At 57.9% G+C, this 14,301-nt stretch carries 14 protein-coding genes; 9 read left to right on the forward strand and 5 right to left on the reverse strand.

Annotated features, from left to right (window positions below):
• Positions 1–33 precede the first annotated feature (33 nt).
• Complete coding sequence (locus D3F01_RS06030) at positions 34–621, reverse strand: hypothetical protein (protein ID WP_242886857.1); 588 nt, start codon at positions 619–621, stop codon at positions 34–36.
• Between the two features lie 259 nt (positions 622–880).
• Between D3F01_RS06030 and D3F01_RS06035 the strand changes: the two genes are divergently transcribed.
• The 5 genes from D3F01_RS06035 (at position 881) to D3F01_RS06055 (ending at position 6,555) form a co-directional block, all read left to right on the forward strand.
• Positions 881–2,422, forward strand: a complete 1,542-nt coding sequence (locus D3F01_RS06035) for a PTS transporter subunit EIIC (RefSeq protein WP_242886860.1) — start codon at positions 881–883, stop codon at positions 2,420–2,422.
• Positions 2,423–2,716: 294 nt separating this feature from the next.
• Positions 2,717–4,033: a M18 family aminopeptidase gene (locus D3F01_RS06040; RefSeq protein WP_242886863.1), complete on the forward strand. Its 1,317-nt coding sequence runs from the start codon at positions 2,717–2,719 to the stop codon at positions 4,031–4,033.
• Positions 4,030–4,974 (forward strand): tRNA glutamyl-Q(34) synthetase GluQRS, encoded by a 945-nt coding sequence (gene gluQRS / locus D3F01_RS06045; RefSeq protein WP_242886867.1) that lies wholly within the window; start codon positions 4,030–4,032, stop codon positions 4,972–4,974. Before D3F01_RS06040 ends, gluQRS begins: the two co-directional genes overlap by 4 nt.
• A gap of 117 nt (positions 4,975–5,091) precedes the next feature.
• Entirely contained in the window at positions 5,092–5,403 is a 312-nt protein-coding gene (locus tag D3F01_RS06050; RefSeq protein ID WP_242886869.1) for a hypothetical protein, read from the forward strand.
• 123 nt (positions 5,404–5,526) lie between these two features.
• On the forward strand, positions 5,527–6,555 hold the full coding sequence (locus D3F01_RS06055) for a leucine-rich repeat domain-containing protein (protein WP_242886872.1): 1,029 nt from the start codon (positions 5,527–5,529) through the stop codon (positions 6,553–6,555).
• Between the two features lie 59 nt (positions 6,556–6,614).
• Here D3F01_RS06055 and D3F01_RS06060 read toward each other — a convergent pair whose 3' ends face one another.
• The 3 genes from D3F01_RS06060 to D3F01_RS06070 form a co-directional block, all read right to left on the reverse strand.
• Complete coding sequence (locus tag D3F01_RS06060) at positions 6,615–7,268, reverse strand: phosphatase PAP2 family protein (RefSeq protein ID WP_242886876.1); 654 nt, start codon at positions 7,266–7,268, stop codon at positions 6,615–6,617.
• Between the two features lie 268 nt (positions 7,269–7,536).
• Positions 7,537–8,895 carry an MATE family efflux transporter gene (locus D3F01_RS06065; RefSeq protein WP_242886881.1) on the reverse strand — a complete coding sequence of 453 codons (1,359 nt, stop codon included), beginning with the start codon at positions 8,893–8,895 and terminating at the stop codon, positions 7,537–7,539.
• Between the two features lie 91 nt (positions 8,896–8,986).
• On the reverse strand, positions 8,987–9,784 hold the full coding sequence (locus tag D3F01_RS06070; RefSeq protein WP_242886884.1) for a hypothetical protein: 798 nt from the start codon (positions 9,782–9,784) through the stop codon (positions 8,987–8,989).
• Positions 9,785–9,977: 193 nt separating this feature from the next.
• On the opposite strand from D3F01_RS06070, the gene D3F01_RS06075 reads away from it, so the two are divergent.
• On the forward strand, positions 9,978–11,633 hold the full coding sequence (locus D3F01_RS06075; protein WP_242886887.1) for a putative manganese-dependent inorganic diphosphatase: 1,656 nt from the start codon (positions 9,978–9,980) through the stop codon (positions 11,631–11,633).
• 71 nt (positions 11,634–11,704) lie between these two features.
• Here the strand turns inward: D3F01_RS06075 and D3F01_RS06080 are convergent, their stop codons facing one another.
• Positions 11,705–12,373 (reverse strand): hypothetical protein, encoded by a 669-nt coding sequence (locus D3F01_RS06080; RefSeq protein WP_242886892.1) that lies wholly within the window; start codon positions 12,371–12,373, stop codon positions 11,705–11,707.
• Positions 12,374–12,688: 315 nt separating this feature from the next.
• Between D3F01_RS06080 and D3F01_RS06085 the strand changes: the two genes are divergently transcribed.
• From D3F01_RS06085 to D3F01_RS06095, 3 genes are all read left to right on the forward strand, one after another.
• Positions 12,689–13,165, forward strand: a complete 477-nt coding sequence (locus D3F01_RS06085) for a hypothetical protein (protein ID WP_242886895.1) — start codon at positions 12,689–12,691, stop codon at positions 13,163–13,165.
• 200 nt (positions 13,166–13,365) lie between these two features.
• On the forward strand, positions 13,366–13,884 hold the full coding sequence (locus tag D3F01_RS06090) for a hypothetical protein (RefSeq protein ID WP_242886898.1): 519 nt from the start codon (positions 13,366–13,368) through the stop codon (positions 13,882–13,884).
• A gap of 137 nt (positions 13,885–14,021) precedes the next feature.
• Complete coding sequence (locus tag D3F01_RS06095; protein ID WP_097769926.1) at positions 14,022–14,231, forward strand: BrnA antitoxin family protein; 210 nt, start codon at positions 14,022–14,024, stop codon at positions 14,229–14,231.
• Positions 14,232–14,301: the final 70 nt, after the last annotated feature.

Below are 14,301 nucleotides of genomic sequence, written 5' to 3' on the forward strand. Positions count from 1 at the left end.
TATGTCTCTTGCATTCAGGGGCAGACAGGACGCTCAATACTCGCTGGAAGCCGGGACCAGTACGTCAATGACATCGGCCAGGGCTTTCCAGTTTTCCTCGGAACAGCCGGGCAGCTCTTTGGCATCCAGACCGGCATCCTCAATGCGGCCGGTCATGCTGTCCTTGTCGGTCAGCAGGGTCTCGGCATCGGCCTTAATGAGCGGCCAGGCATCGGCAAAGCTCTGCTGGTCATCGGCGCTCAGGCTGTCGAACCACTGGGTATAGGCAGCTTTGATGTCGCTGACCGGCTGGATGCTCATACTGCAGCCATCGGCCCATTTCAGCAGGGAAGCCGCCGCGATGACGGATTTCAGCGAGCAGCCGGACACGCCGGGGCCCCAACCGAGGCAGGGGGCAAAGGCATCGTCCGGGTCAGAGAGGGAGAACAGGGAGTTCTCGCCTGCGTCCAGCGGGCCCACCTTGCCGGTGTCGGCGGTCACGGTGGAAGAGGGGATGCTCTCGCTTGCAGAAGCGGAAGAGCTGGAAGCGGCAGTGCTGCCGGAAGAGGTGCTGCAGCCTGCCAGCACGCCGCACAGCAGGGCGGCGCAGACCAGCAGGGAAAGAATACGCTTGCGAATCATAGGAAAGCCTCCTTTTATCGTGTTCCGGCCCATCTGCCGGAGAAACTGCTCTGGTACATTTCTAGTATACTGTTCTGCCGGGCTGTTGTCAATCGGCGTGCGCAGGACGATTTTTCACCCCGGCTGTGCAAACTATACAAACTTTTGTCCTTTTTTTCTCAGTCGGGCGGGATTGACATTTTTTGCGCTGGCGCGTATAATCCGGCCATGGTCAAACTGGGAGAAATGAGTGAAGAACCGGGAAAAGGGGGAGAAACGGATGCAGAAATTTCTGCGGCGGCTGGAACGCTTTTCACAGTCGCTGCTGTCGCCGCTGTCTTATCTTTCGGCGGCGGGCCTGCTGCTGGTGCTGGGGGCGCTGCTCACCAGCAAGCCCCTGTGTCAGGCGCTGCCGGTGCTGCAGTGGGCTCCGCTGCAGCTGGTGGGGCAGCTGCTTTACAACGGGATGATGGTGCTCATCAACAACCTCAGCGTCATTCTCTGCGTGGGGGTAGCTGCCGTGCGCGCCAAAACCGAAAAGCAGGATGCCGCCCTGCTGGCGCTGATGGCTTACCTTGTGTTCCTCACAGCCAACCACACCGCGCTGGAAGCGCTGGGACTGCTTGCCCAGCCCAACGGGATGACCGGCCTTGCGGGCACGGGCCAGACCACCATTCTGGGCATTCAGGTGGTGGACACCGGCGTGGCAAGCGGCATCGTGCTGGGCTTTGCGGCGGCGTGGCTTTTCAACCGCACCTGCGAAAAGCAGTTTTATGGCATGATCACCCAGCTCTATTCAGGTCTGCGATGGTCTTTTTTGTGGCTGTCGGCGCTGGCGGTGGCACTGGGGCTGGGGTTCTGCTTCGTCTGCCCGCCGCTGCAGCGGGCGGTCAGCGCCCTCACGGGCTGGATCGCGGCTTCAGGGAACGCGGGTGTGTTCCTTTACGGCTTTCTGGAACGGCTGCTCATCCCCACCGGCCTGCATCACCTCATCTATATGCCCTTCCAGTTCTCTTCGCTGGGCGGCAGCCTGACTGTGGGTTCTGTGACCTACACAGGCGCTTACGCCGTCTGCATGACCGAGTACACCATGGGCCTGCCCCTCTCGGACGGCATCGTCTGGATGTACACCGGCTTCACCAAGACCTTTGGCTATCTGGGCATTGCGGCGGCCTTCATCTTCACGGCCCGCAGGGAGAACCGTGCCCGTACCGCCGCCGCTATGATCCCGCTGGCGGTCACGGCCTCGGTGGCCTCCATCACCGAACCCATTGATTTTCTGTTCTGCTTCGTTTCGCCCCTGCTCTGGGTGGCCCATGCGGTCATTACGGGCGGCTTTATGGTGCTGCTCCATGTCCTGCATGTCCGGGCCTTTACCTCCAACCTGCTGGGGTCGCTGGTGTTCAACCTGAGCGCCGGGGAGCAGCTGCAGAATCTGCCGCTGCTCTATCTGCTGGGCCTTGCGGAGCTCCTGACCTACTTTGCCGTGTTCAGCATCCTCATCAAGGCAAAGGATCTGCCCACCCCGGGCCGGGAGGCAGCCCCTTCCACAGACCAGTCCCCGTACGCCGACCCGCAGGAGGTGTGCCAGTTCATCGCCGCGCTGGGTGGGCCGGAGAACATCGCCCAGCTGGGAAACTGCTTCACCCGCCTCCGGCTCACGGTGCGGGATGCCTCGCTGCTGGATATGGGGGCTCTGCTCTCCCTGCCCCATAAGGGTCTTGTGGTGCAGGGCACCCGGGTCCAGCTGGTCTGCGGCCTGCACGCCGCCCAGCTCCGCCGCGCGCTTGAACAGCAGCTTGCCGAGATGGCCCCGGTGTGATTGCATTTTGATAAGAGAAACGGTATAATTGTGGCGAAACCTCTCAGTCGTCTGCGGCGACAGCTCCTCTAACAGGGGAGCTAAGAAAGGCCCCTGCCTCTCCTATTAGGCAGCAACAACAACCGCCGCCAGTGGCGGATGAAGGAGTTGTTGTTGGGGCAGCGGCCAACAAGGCACAAGTGCAATACTTTGCACGAAGTGAATGTTGGGAGCCGCAACCCGGACAAGTGGCATTGCGAAGCAATGACGGAGAGGTTTAGCAGCGGATAACCTGAAAATAAAGGAGAACATAAAATGCAGAATAACACCTTTTCCGTCGAAGGTCTCTTCGATTTCCTGAACGCCGGTGTCAGCGCCTTCCACTCCACGGCTGCGGCTGTGAAGCTCCTGGAAGAGAACGGCTACCAGAACTGCCCCGAGAGCGCAGCCTGGGAGCTGGTGCCCGGCGGCAGATATTACACCACCCGCAACGGCTCTGCCGTGCTGGCATGGCGGATGCCCAAGGGTGAGCTGACCGGCTGGCATGTCACCGCCAGCCACAGCGATTCTCCCACCTGGCGCATCAAGCAGCTGGATGGCGGCAAGGACACGGTCTTTGCCAAGGCGGAGACCGAGGGCTACGGCGGTATGATCATGCCCACCTGGCTGGACCGGCCCCTGAGTGTGGCGGGCCGCATTCTGGTCCGCACGGAGAATGGCATCCGGAGCCTGCTGGTCCACCCCGACCGGGCGCTGGCTGTCATCCCCAACCTCTGCATCCACTTCAGCCATGACCTGAACAACGGCATGAAGTACAACCCTCAGGTGGATCTGCAGCCCATCTTTGGTGAGGCGGGCTCCACCCTGCGGGACGCTCTGGCTGAGGAAGCCGGGGTCAAGGCTGAGGACATCGTGGACGCTGACCTGGTGCTCTGCACCCGTGAAAAGGCCGAGCGCGTGGGCCTGAAGGGCGAATATTTCATGTCCGGCCGCATCGATGACCTGGAATGCGCCTACACCACCCTGTGGGGCTTCCTGCAGGGCCGCGGCGAGGAGGAAGGCCGGGGCGATATGTGGGTCATGTTCGACAACGAGGAGGTGGGCTCCTCCAGCCGGCAGGGCGCACAGGGCACCCTGATGGCCAATGTGCTGGCCCGCATTGAGGAAAAACTGGGGGTCACCCGGGAGCAGAGCATCCGTGCCTGCACCAACAGCCTGCTGCTGAGCGCCGACAATGGCCACGCCACCCACCCCAACCACCCCGAAAAGAGCGATCCCGCCAATGTGGCGGTCATGGGCGGCGGTGTGCTGCTGAAGTACAATGCCCGCCAGACCTACACCACCAGCGGCTTTACCGGCGCTGCCTTTGCCGATATCTGCAAAAAGGCCGGTGTGCCGGTGCAGGTGGCCGCAAACCGCGCGGATGTTCCCGGCGGCTCCACGCTGGGCAACCTGCTGGGCCACCAGATCCTGATCCCCATGGTGGATATCGGTCTGGCACAGCTGGCCATGCATTCCGCAATGGAGACCGCCAGCTGCAAGGATGCCGAGTACATGGCAAAGGCCGTGGCCGAGTTCTATAACACGCCCATCTCCCAGCCTGTGGACGGCGAGTGGAAGCTGGGCCTGTGAGCGCTGTGACCGGGCGCTTTGCCCCCAGCCCCAGCGGGCGGCTGCATCTGGGCAATCTGGCCTGCAGCCTGCTGGCCTGGCTCAGCGCCAGAAGTCAGGGCGGGCGCATCGTTCTGCGCATTGAGGATCTGGATGCCGAGCGCTGCCCCCGCAAATACGCCGATGCACTGGAAGAGGACCTGCGCTGGCTGGGCCTTGTCTGGGACGAGGGCGGCAGCAGCGGCGGCCCCAACGGCCCCTATTACCAGAGCGAGTGCGCCGCCATCTACACCGAGAGCTATAACAAACTGGAAGCACAGGGCCTTGTTTACCCCTGTTTCTGCTCCCGTGCCCAGCTCCATGCCGCCAGCGCACCCCACACCTCCGACGGCAATGTGATCTATCCCGGCACCTGCCGGGGGCTGACGGCAGAGCAGATCGCCGAAAAGCGCAAAAAGAAGGCCCCGGCCTACCGTCTCATGGTGCCCGATGAGGACATCGCCTTCACCGATGGCTGTATGGGCCCCCACACCGAGAACCTGCTCCGCGACTGCGGGGATTTCTACCTCCGCCGCGCCGATGGCGTGTTTGCCTACCAGCTGGCTGTGGTGGTGGATGATGCCCGCATGGGCGTGACGGAGGTGGTGCGGGGCGCGGACCTGCTCTCTTCCACTGCCCGGCAGCTCTACCTCTACCGCCTGCTGGGTCTGAAAGCGCCGCAGTTCGCCCATTGTCCGCTCCTGCTGGCCCCGGATGGCCGCCGCCTTTCCAAACGGGACGGGGACCAGAGCCTGGAAAATCTGCGGGCAAAGTATACGGCGGAAGAAATCGTGGGCAGGCTTGCCTTTGCCTATGGTCTCCAACCTGAACCGGCCCCCCGCACCCCGGAAAGCCTCATTGCAGACTTTTCCTGGGACAAGGTGCCAAAGCAGGACATCTGCCTGCAGGAAAATCTGTTTTAAACAAAACCACAATCTTTGCTGTGCTTGAGCAGAGGTTGTGGTTTATTGTTTACAAAATAAATTGTGTATGGTAGAATATAGATGGTTAAAATCACAGTATAGATTGGAGGAAGTAAAATGAAAAAGATGTTAGCTGGTCTATTGGTGGTATTGACACTTGTGTGTGCGATGCCGCTTGGCGCATTTGCTGCTGAGCCAGAAGATGAAGGAGTGCAGCCGCTTTTTTTTCCTGAGTGTCCGAAATGCGGTGGCGTACTTAATATTGAAAGAACATGGACGGAATACACATATTATTACACAACTTTATGGGTATATGTGGTATGCGAAAATGGCGACTATTCGAGTAATGAAGTGATGTCTCAAGTTCCCAATCAGACATCTCGTAAAAAGAATGATAATGAGAGCGAGAGTGTTACGCAAATAGACTAAAACAGAAAGGAGCCTGTTATGCGTAAAATGTTAAAAGCGTCGAGTTTGTTGATCTGTGCAATGCTTTTGCTCAGCGCATGTGCAAGCTCTTTGAATCTGAGACCGGGGCCTTTCCGTTCGGAAATGCAGGATGTTTTTGTTCAGCAGACGACACTTACGGTTCCGGCCAGCCATGCCGAGCATGGGGAGGACTATGTCATTGAGTGGCAGGACCCTGTGATGGAAAAGCACGTCCGGAAATGGCTTGACCGCCCGGAAGGGGATATCTATCACAGCGATGTCTGGGATTATCAGCGCGTTACGATAAATTCCGGAACCGGCGTGAAAGATCTCCTCGTCAAAGATGCACCGGACGGGGAAGATATTGGGGGAACCGTTAATGGCAATGATCAGCTGGAAGCCTGTGCGGTCAGGGTAGAGGGAACGTATGATCCGGTGACCTCTCTGGCAGACCTGCGGCATTTTGACAGCTTGCAGGTATTGTCGGTCAATAATAGAAGGGGAGCCCCACCCATTACAGATCTGACAGGTCTGGAGGAATGCAAAAATCTGATGCTTTTGAGTGTGCCCAGTGTGGAGAGCAGCGCATTCCCGACCTTTGCAAAGCTGGATTCCGTGGTAGAGCTGAAGTATGGCAGTGACGGGATCCGGGCGGATTCCAATGTCTCCGACCTTTCGGCGCTGGCGCAGATGAAGTCGCTGAAGATGCTGTGGATCACCGGCAGTGAGGTCGATCTGACCCAGCTGGCCGGAGCTGACTTGCGGGTCCTGAGACTGGACGTGACCCGGATCGGTTCGCTGGAACCGTTGAAGCAGATGGAAAATCTGAGCTTTCTGCAGCTGTGCCAAGGACCGGAGATCGACAGCTTTGCCCCGCTGGCGGAGAGCAGTGTGCAGTATCTGAGTATGTCTCTCTCTCAGGGTGCGCAGGAAAGATATAAGAACATGGATTATACTCCCCTGACCCGGATGCCGCAGCTGATCTGGCTGGATCTGACCAACAACATCACGTTTGATACGGAAACCTGCAAAAAACTGCTGGCAAACGATACGGCCCTGAAATATCTGAAAATTTCCTATACATCAGCGGCCAAAGATGCCGAAGAGCTGGATACAGCGCACCTGAAAGAGTTCACTGCCCCAGCTCCGTAATACCCCAAAATGCAAAAACACCCATGCCAGCGCCGGCATGGGTGTTTTTCCGTACAGATTCACAGCCGCTGCAAGGCTCTTGCGTCGCTGCGTTCCAGTGCGGTCATGGCCGTATCCAGCGCCATGGCCAGCAGGATGCCCAGCAATACATCAATGCAGCTGTGCTGCTTGAGCAGGACCGTGGACGCAATGATGGAAACGCAGAGCACGGCGGAAGCGGGCCGCATCCAGCGGCGGCCCGGCGTTTCAAAGATGCGGCTGCGGTAATAGGCCATCATCAGGGTGACGGAGTTGAACACATGGATGGAGGGGCAGACATTGAGGGGCGTGTCGGTGGCATAGAGCATCCGCACGGCCTGAGCAAAGATGTCGCTGCCGTACACCCGGTAGGGCCGCAGGTTAAGGCCGGTGGGCAGGATGACATAGCAGGCCAGCGCAATGGTCATGCCCGCAAACAGGGGCAGGCAGAGCCGCCAGAAGTCGGCCCGGGGCGCTTTCCACAGCAGGTAGAACAGGGTGAACGGGATCCACAGGAACCACGCAAAGTAGGGCACGATGGCATATTTGCAAAAGGGGATCAGGTCGTCCAGATGGCAGTGCACCAGAACATCGGGCACGGCAATATGGACTTCGAGCCAATGGAACGCCGAAAGGTAAAACAGGAGATAAAACGCCATGAACGAAACGGGGTGGCGGGAAAACCAGTTGCGCATGGAACACACTTCCTTTTCTGGAATGGGGGCCGCAGCCCCGCCTAAAGTTCTTTGCAGCGTATGATTATACCGCGCAAAGACGAAGAAAACAAGACAAAAAGCTGACAAAATCGTGAACACATCCGCGCGGAATTTGGTATGCTTTGGGGAAGCGGATGCAGGGGAGAAGCTTCTGCCTATTGATACGAGACAGGATGCGGGTTTCCTGCACAAAAAAAGCCCTCCCCGCCAAAACTGCAATGGCGGGGAGGGCCGGATATACGGAAACTCAGATCACCTTTTGTTCCATCCACCTGCCGCGGACAAAGCGGACGCAGAAGAACAGCGAGCGCATGGCCCAATCCAGGAACATGCCCATCCAGATGAACAGCAGGCCGCAGTGGAACTTGAGCACCATCAGGTAGCAGAAGGCCACCCGGAACACCCACATGGAGATGACGCTGACCGTCATGGTAAAGGCGGCGTCTCCGGCGGCGCGCAGGATGTTGGGCAGGGTGAAGCTGGAGGGCCACAGGATCAGCGATACAACGTTGAACCAGACCATCAGTTCCAGTGCCATGCCGTAGGCCTCCGGCGAGAGGTTGAACCAGGAGAGCGCCAGCTTGTTCAGGAAGAACAGGCCGGAAAGGTTCATCGCCCAGTCGCCGGCGTAGGCGGTCAGGAGCAGCAGGCGGGAATAGCGCTTGGCCTGCGCCTTTTCCCCGGCACCCAGACACTGGCCCACAACGGTCAGCGCGCCGATGCCCACGGCGGAGGCGGGCACGTTCAGGAAGCTGGAGATGTTGCCTGCCACGGCGTTTGCGGCAATGGCGGCGGTGCCCAGCGTGCTGGTCAAGCTGGAGACCGACAGCTTGCCGATCTGGAACATGCCGTTCTCGATGCCGGCGGGGATGCCGACTTTCAGGATGCGCTTGATGAGGTCGAGATCTGGCTTCAGGTCGGTGAGGTGGTCGATGCGCAGCGCACATTCCGGCTTCTGCAGCAGGAACATCACGGTGAAGCAGGCGATCATCCGGCTCACGAGGCTGGCGGTGGCCGCACCCATCACGCCCATGCCAAACCTGTAGATCAGGATGGCGTTGCCGCCAATGTTCACCACGTTCATCACCAGGCTGGAAAGCATACTGATCTTGCTGTTGCCCTGGGCGCGGAACAGAGCCGCACCGGCGTTGTACACGCCAATAAAGGGATAGCTCAGGGCCGAGAGCAGGAAATAGGTCTCGGCGTAGCGCATCACATCCGCGTCAATGGAGCCGAAGATGCCCCGCAGGATGGCGTGCCGTCCCACCGCCACGATGACGGCGGTGACCACGCTGAGCGAGATCATAATGAACATGATCTGTGCGGCGCTGGCCTTGGCCCGTTTTGGCTCCCGGTGGCCGATGTACTGGCTGGCGACCACCGCGCCGCCGGTGGCCAGTGCGCTGAGCAGCTGGATCATCAGCACGTTGAAGGAGTCCACCAGGCTCACGCCCGAAACGGCGGCTTCGCCCACCGAGGAGACCATCAGGGTGTCCGCCAGACCGATGGAGATGCTGAGGGCCTGCTCTGCCACCAGCGGCAGGAAAAGTGAGATGAGCTGTTGACGGTTGAACAGCGGTCTTGATGTGGTCGATGCGTCTGTCATGGTGTCCTCCCTTGGCGCGTGGATTCAAACACACCCATGATAGCGCGGAATGACGTGAAAATCAAGATGTTGTATCCAACAAACATGGAAATCAGGCAAACTCTTTGCTGGGGGTCAGGCTGGTGCCGTAATAAACAATGTAGTCGTAGGGGACCTGGGGATTGTACGCGGCCAGATCGCCGTACTTGGCCAGAATGTTGTTCCGCAGGTTCTCCGGGGTGTAGGGCTGCCCGGCGGAAAGGGAATCGGCGCAGATCGCGTTCCACATGCCCTCGGTAAAGGCGGCGCAGTTGAAGTAGGCCGACCAGTGGTCAGATTTGGCAAGGTTGCGGTTGACCACGTCCAGCTGGCCCTGATCCAGCGAGGTCTGGACAGCGTAGATGTTCTGGTAGTAGGAATCGGCCAGATAGCGCTTGTAGTAGCCCTCCAGATTGTACCAGATGCCGGTGTGCTCCCAGCGGTTGCCGCGGGGGCTGAAGGTCATCTCGGTATCGGGCGCGATCCGCAGGCCGCCCACCTCGATGTCGTGGTCCGAAACGTTCCGCACCGAGAGGAAGGAGTGGCCGCTGGAATTGATGGAGGCATCGCCCCGGTCCTCGGCCCGGGCGTAGATGTGCAGCAGGGCCACGGCACCCTCGGCGGGTTCTGCACCGTAGGCCTGCACGGCAGATCTATGGTCGGCCTGTTCAAAATCGTAGGGGCCGCCGGTGCTGGTGGTGAAACCGACGATGTTGCGGATCTGATCCTCAAGGGGGCTTACATCGGTGATGACACGTTGGTCCTGGGGGGCGGGCGTGGCGGCGGGAGCCTCGGCCAGCGCGGCGGTGCTGCCGAACACGCACAGAGCCAGTGTCAGGCAGAGGGAAAGGGCGCGGAACAGCTTTTTCATGGGGGAACCTCCAAAGAGAAAAATTTCAGGTCAAGGATAGACGATTTTTGGGACGCTGTCAAGAAAAAGATGTCTGCCGCCTTTACCCCCGGTGCCGGATGTGTTAAAATGTAGCTGGCAGCTGTGCCCGGTGTTTTGGGGCATGGGGCCGATCGGAAGGTAAATGAATCTGACCCAGAGAGGGGAACAGCCTATGCCAAAAGAAGCACACAAGGTCGTGGTCATCGGGCACCGCAACCCCGATACCGATTCCATCTGCTCCGCCATTGCCTATGCGGAGCTCAAAAACCGCACCAGCACGCTGGTCTGTGAGCCGCGCCGTGCCGGTAAAATGAATCAGGAGACCGAGTTCGTCCTGAAAAAGTTCGGTGTCACGCCGCCCCGGATGTGCACCGACGTGAACCCCAAGATCCGGGACGTGGATTACCGCGAGATGCCGGGCATCCCGGGCTCCACCAGCCTGCGCCGCGCGTGGAAGATCATGCGCGACCAGCAGATCGACACCCTGTCCATCACCAGCGCAGACAACGAGCTGGAGGGCATCATCACGGTGAAGGATCTTGCCACCGCCAACATGGATGTGTTCGATACCGCGGTGCTGGCCAAGAGCCGTACCTCTTATAAGAATATCCTTGAAACGCTGAACGGCACCATGGTGGTGGGCAATGCCGACGCGGTCTGCACCACCGGCCACATCAAGATCGGCACCGCCACCCCCGAGATGCTGGAAAGCAGCGTGGAAAAGGGGGATATCGTCATTCTGAGCAACCGGTACGAAAGCCAGCTCTGCGCCATTGAAAAGGAAGCCTCCCTGCTCATCATCTGCAATGGGGCCAAGGTGGGCCGCACCATCCAGCGCATTGCCGATGAGACCGGCGTAGCCATTATGACCACCCCCGAGGATACCTATGCGGCGGGCAAGCTCATCAGCCAGTGCGCCCCCATCTCCTATTATATGACCCGGGACGATATCCTCAAATTCACCCTCGTCACCCCCGTGGCCGATGTGCTGCGGGTGATGGCAAAGGTGCGCCACCGCTATTTCCCCATCCTCGATGAGGACGGCAAATACTGCGGCATGGTCAGCCGCCGCAACGTCATTGCCCTGCGCAAGCGGCGCATCATTCTGGTGGACCACAACGAGGCCACCCAGGCCGTGGAGGGCTTTGATCAGGCCGAGATCCTGGAGATCATCGACCACCACCGCATCGGCAGTCTGGAGACCAGCGGCCCGGTCTACTTCCGCAACCAGCCCGTGGGCTGCACCGCCACCATCATCACCCAGATGTACGATGAAAACGGTGTGGACATCCCGCCCCAGATCGCGGGCCTGCTGCTGGCGGCCATCCTCTCGGATACGCTGGCCTTCCGCAGCCCCACCTGCACCCCCGTGGATGAAAACGCCGCCAAGCGTCTGGCCAAGATCGCAGGCGTGGACATTGAAGAGTTTTCCACCGAAATGTTCGAGGCCGGTGAAAAACTGGACGGCAAGACCCCCGAAGAGGTCTTTTTGCAGGACTTCAAGGTGTTCATGTGCGGCGATATCCGCTTTGGCGTGGCACAGGGCAGCTACATGACCCGCAAAAACCTGCAGGCCGCGCAGGCGCTGCTCCAGCCCTATCTGGAGGAGGCCCGCAACAAGCAGAACGTGGAGGACCTCTACATGCTGCTGACCGATGTGCCCAAGGAGGAGAGCGTGGTCATCTGCACCGGCCGCTACGCCGCCGAGGTGTTGAGCAACGGCTTTGAGAGCCGGCCCGCCGCCGACGGCAGCTGGACGCTGCCCGGCGTGGTCAGCCGCAAAAAGCAGTTCATCCCCGCCATGATGAGCGCCTATCAGGAGCTGTAACCCCCGATACAAAACACGAAGCCCCCGGAACCCTGCATGTTCCGGGGGCTGTTGTGTTTTGTAAGGGAGCGTCAGGCTGCGACTTTTAAGGGAGAGTTATCAGTCCAGATGGTGCCATCCAAAAGCTTTGTTACGGCCAGTGTGCCGTTCACGCTGACCCGCGCGGGGTCCAGCGCATAGAAATCGCTCTCCCGCAGGTTTTCGGGGTCTGCCGTGGGGGAGATGCCCACCACGCACACCCAGTGTCCGTAAGTGCTGCTGGTGGCGATGTGGGGGTAATTGACCTCTTTCCAGCCGGAGCCGGAGAGATGGTATTCATAGCTCGTCACGCGGTTGGTGTGCTTGGACACGCCGCTGACAGCGGTGTTTTTCAGATGTACGATGACGGGCCGCCCGGCCTGCAGCTCTTCATACAGGCGGGAAAGGCAGTCGGAAAGGGAGCCGCTGTAAGGGTAGTACCCGGCGGCAGACCATACCGCGCCGTTCGACCACATCCCGCTGCCTGAGCAGGGCTTGCCATCCAGAATGGTGCGGGCGTAGCGCAGGGCGTACCAGCTGCACCGGCCCGAGGTCTGGTTGCCGATGGAGACGATCTGCTGGCTGTCGAAGGACAGCAGCGTGATGCCGTTCACATCCTGCAATTGTGCCGCCGCAGCCTTTGGCGCGGCCAGAAAGCTCAGGCACAGCAGAACTGCTGCCATGAAAACGCGCACCGGAGCGCGCAGGGAACCATGCTGCATGGGGCAAACTCCTTTTCCTTGTTCAGGAACGGCACCCGGCGGTTCCCATTGCCTTAAGTTTAGCACCAAATCGTGGTAGAATTGTGTAAACGCCGGAAATATTTTCCGGTTTTTGCCCCGGGCACGGCAAAGGATCTTTGCGAAGATTCGTTCTGGAAAAAACAACAAAAGCAGGAGAAAATGTTTGGTGAAGCTGGCAATTGACAAAAGCGACAGTCGTTGGATAAAATAAAACTGGAAGGGGCCCTGTTTCAAAATGGAAAGGCACCCTGCATATTATGATAACAACACAACAAAACGACTGGAGGTCCCGACATGAAAATGCTGAAAAAACTGGCCGCTTTGATTCTGGCGGCGACCATGGTACTTGTTCTGTTCACCGCCTGCGGCGGCGATACCCCATCGACCCCTGAGGCTCAGGCAGAAGCTCAGATGATGAGCACGATCAATGCAAAGCGTGGTACGGCAGTACAGCTGTGCAATGACACCGAGCTCAAAAAGGAAGCTGAAAAGTTCTTGGATTCGGCGGTAGACATCAACACCGGTGCATGGAAAATTCACAATGCTATAGATGTTCATCGTGATGACAATGGTATTTATACGGCTAAGGTCGTGGTCAAGAATGAGTATACCGGTAAACTGTTGGAAGAGTTCTTCAATATGGTAAACAACAAGGATAAGGATGTGAACATCAACGCAGTTGGCAAGTGGACCAAGGTTGGTGTAGCCGCAAAGACAGTTAAGGGCAACATGTACATTTCTATCGTTGTTCAGGTTAACCCCAAAGCATAAGGATACAATAATACACTCCCCGGAGCGTGGCTGAAAGGCCGCCCTCCGGGGCTTTTTTATTTACACAAAAAAGAAATGAAAATTTTGGCTAGTCTGCGAATTGACATAGGGGGGGGGGTAAGAGCTAAAATGAACCTAGACGCACTGTATGATTTGGGGTTATACAGGGGTCTGAATTTTATTATGGAGGAAATTGTTTTATGAAAAAAATGAAACGTCTTGTTGCAATCCTGCTGGCCAGCGTGCTGGCTCTGGCGATGCTGACCGCTTGCGGCGAAAGCGGCAGTGGTTCTAAGAGTTTTGCACAGCAGGTTGAAGAGGCATATATGCAGAATGTGAATGCATCGATGGATGAGAATTCCAAGCTGCAAAATGATGCTACTATCCGCAATCGTGCAATGGCAATGCTGGACAAAATTGATGAGAATGGCATGATTGCAGCGAAGGACGCTATTGTATTCAGTTATGGCGTAGAAAATGGTGAGCAGGTTGTGACGATGATTCTGGCCGCTCAGCCGAATAGTCATGAAACCAACGGAAAAGTTCCTGCAATTGAAGTTACTGCTGCAGATTTGGAGAAACTGAAGAACAATAATGATCCGATGGATCGTCCCAATGGTACTGGTGAGTATAAGGCTGTCGGTATTGCCGCAAAGACAATGTCCAACGGCAAGACCTATGTTGCAGCCGGCATCACCTACGCAGAAAAAGCTGAATAATACGAGACTGAACATTTCTTGAGCATACCCCGGAGCGCGGAACCCCTGCCGCCCTCCGGGGCTTTTTTGCGTCTGGAGCACTTGACTTATAATTATATTATAATTATAATATAGATATGGAAAGTGAGGTCTGTGTTATGCTCAAAGAGTACGATTTCAGCAATGCAAGAAAGAATCCCTATGCCAAGGCGCTGAAAAAACAGATCACCATTAACATTGACAGCAATACCATTGATTACTTCAAGGAGCAGGCCGAAGTGGTGGGCATCCCTTACCAGACCCTGATCAATTTGTACTTGAAAGACTGCGTTGCCAATAACCGTCATTTGTCTCTGTCGTGGCAGTGAGAAGAAAAACGGGCTCGTCCGGTTTTGCTCCGGGCGGGCTTTTTGTTTGCAACTTTCCCATAAAAGATGC

Source organism: Faecalibacterium sp. BCRC 81149, from assembly GCF_022750605.1.
GTDB lineage: Bacteria > Bacillota > Clostridia > Oscillospirales > Ruminococcaceae > Faecalibacterium > Faecalibacterium duncaniae.

Excerpts from the sequence above, each read along its gene's own strand:
- D3F01_RS06030 (WP_242886857.1), bottom strand. The coding sequence starts at position 621 with ATGATTCGCAAGCGTATTCTTTCCCTGCTGGTCTGCGCCGCCCTGCTG.
- D3F01_RS06035 (WP_242886860.1), top strand. The coding sequence starts at position 881 with ATGCAGAAATTTCTGCGGCGGCTGGAACGCTTTTCACAGTCGCTGCTG.
- D3F01_RS06040 (WP_242886863.1), top strand. The coding sequence starts at position 2,717 with ATGCAGAATAACACCTTTTCCGTCGAAGGTCTCTTCGATTTCCTGAAC.
- D3F01_RS06050 (WP_242886869.1), top strand. The coding sequence starts at position 5,092 with ATGAAAAAGATGTTAGCTGGTCTATTGGTGGTATTGACACTTGTGTGT.
- D3F01_RS06055 (WP_242886872.1), top strand. The coding sequence starts at position 5,527 with ATGCAGGATGTTTTTGTTCAGCAGACGACACTTACGGTTCCGGCCAGC.
- D3F01_RS06060 (WP_242886876.1), bottom strand. The coding sequence starts at position 7,268 with ATGCGCAACTGGTTTTCCCGCCACCCCGTTTCGTTCATGGCGTTTTAT.
- D3F01_RS06065 (WP_242886881.1), bottom strand. The coding sequence starts at position 8,895 with ATGACAGACGCATCGACCACATCAAGACCGCTGTTCAACCGTCAACAG.
- D3F01_RS06070 (WP_242886884.1), bottom strand. The coding sequence starts at position 9,784 with ATGAAAAAGCTGTTCCGCGCCCTTTCCCTCTGCCTGACACTGGCTCTG.
- D3F01_RS06075 (WP_242886887.1), top strand. The coding sequence starts at position 9,978 with ATGCCAAAAGAAGCACACAAGGTCGTGGTCATCGGGCACCGCAACCCC.
- D3F01_RS06080 (WP_242886892.1), bottom strand. The coding sequence starts at position 12,373 with ATGCAGCATGGTTCCCTGCGCGCTCCGGTGCGCGTTTTCATGGCAGCA.
- D3F01_RS06085 (WP_242886895.1), top strand. The coding sequence starts at position 12,689 with ATGAAAATGCTGAAAAAACTGGCCGCTTTGATTCTGGCGGCGACCATG.
- D3F01_RS06090 (WP_242886898.1), top strand. The coding sequence starts at position 13,366 with ATGAAAAAAATGAAACGTCTTGTTGCAATCCTGCTGGCCAGCGTGCTG.
- D3F01_RS06095 (WP_097769926.1), top strand. The coding sequence starts at position 14,022 with ATGCTCAAAGAGTACGATTTCAGCAATGCAAGAAAGAATCCCTATGCC.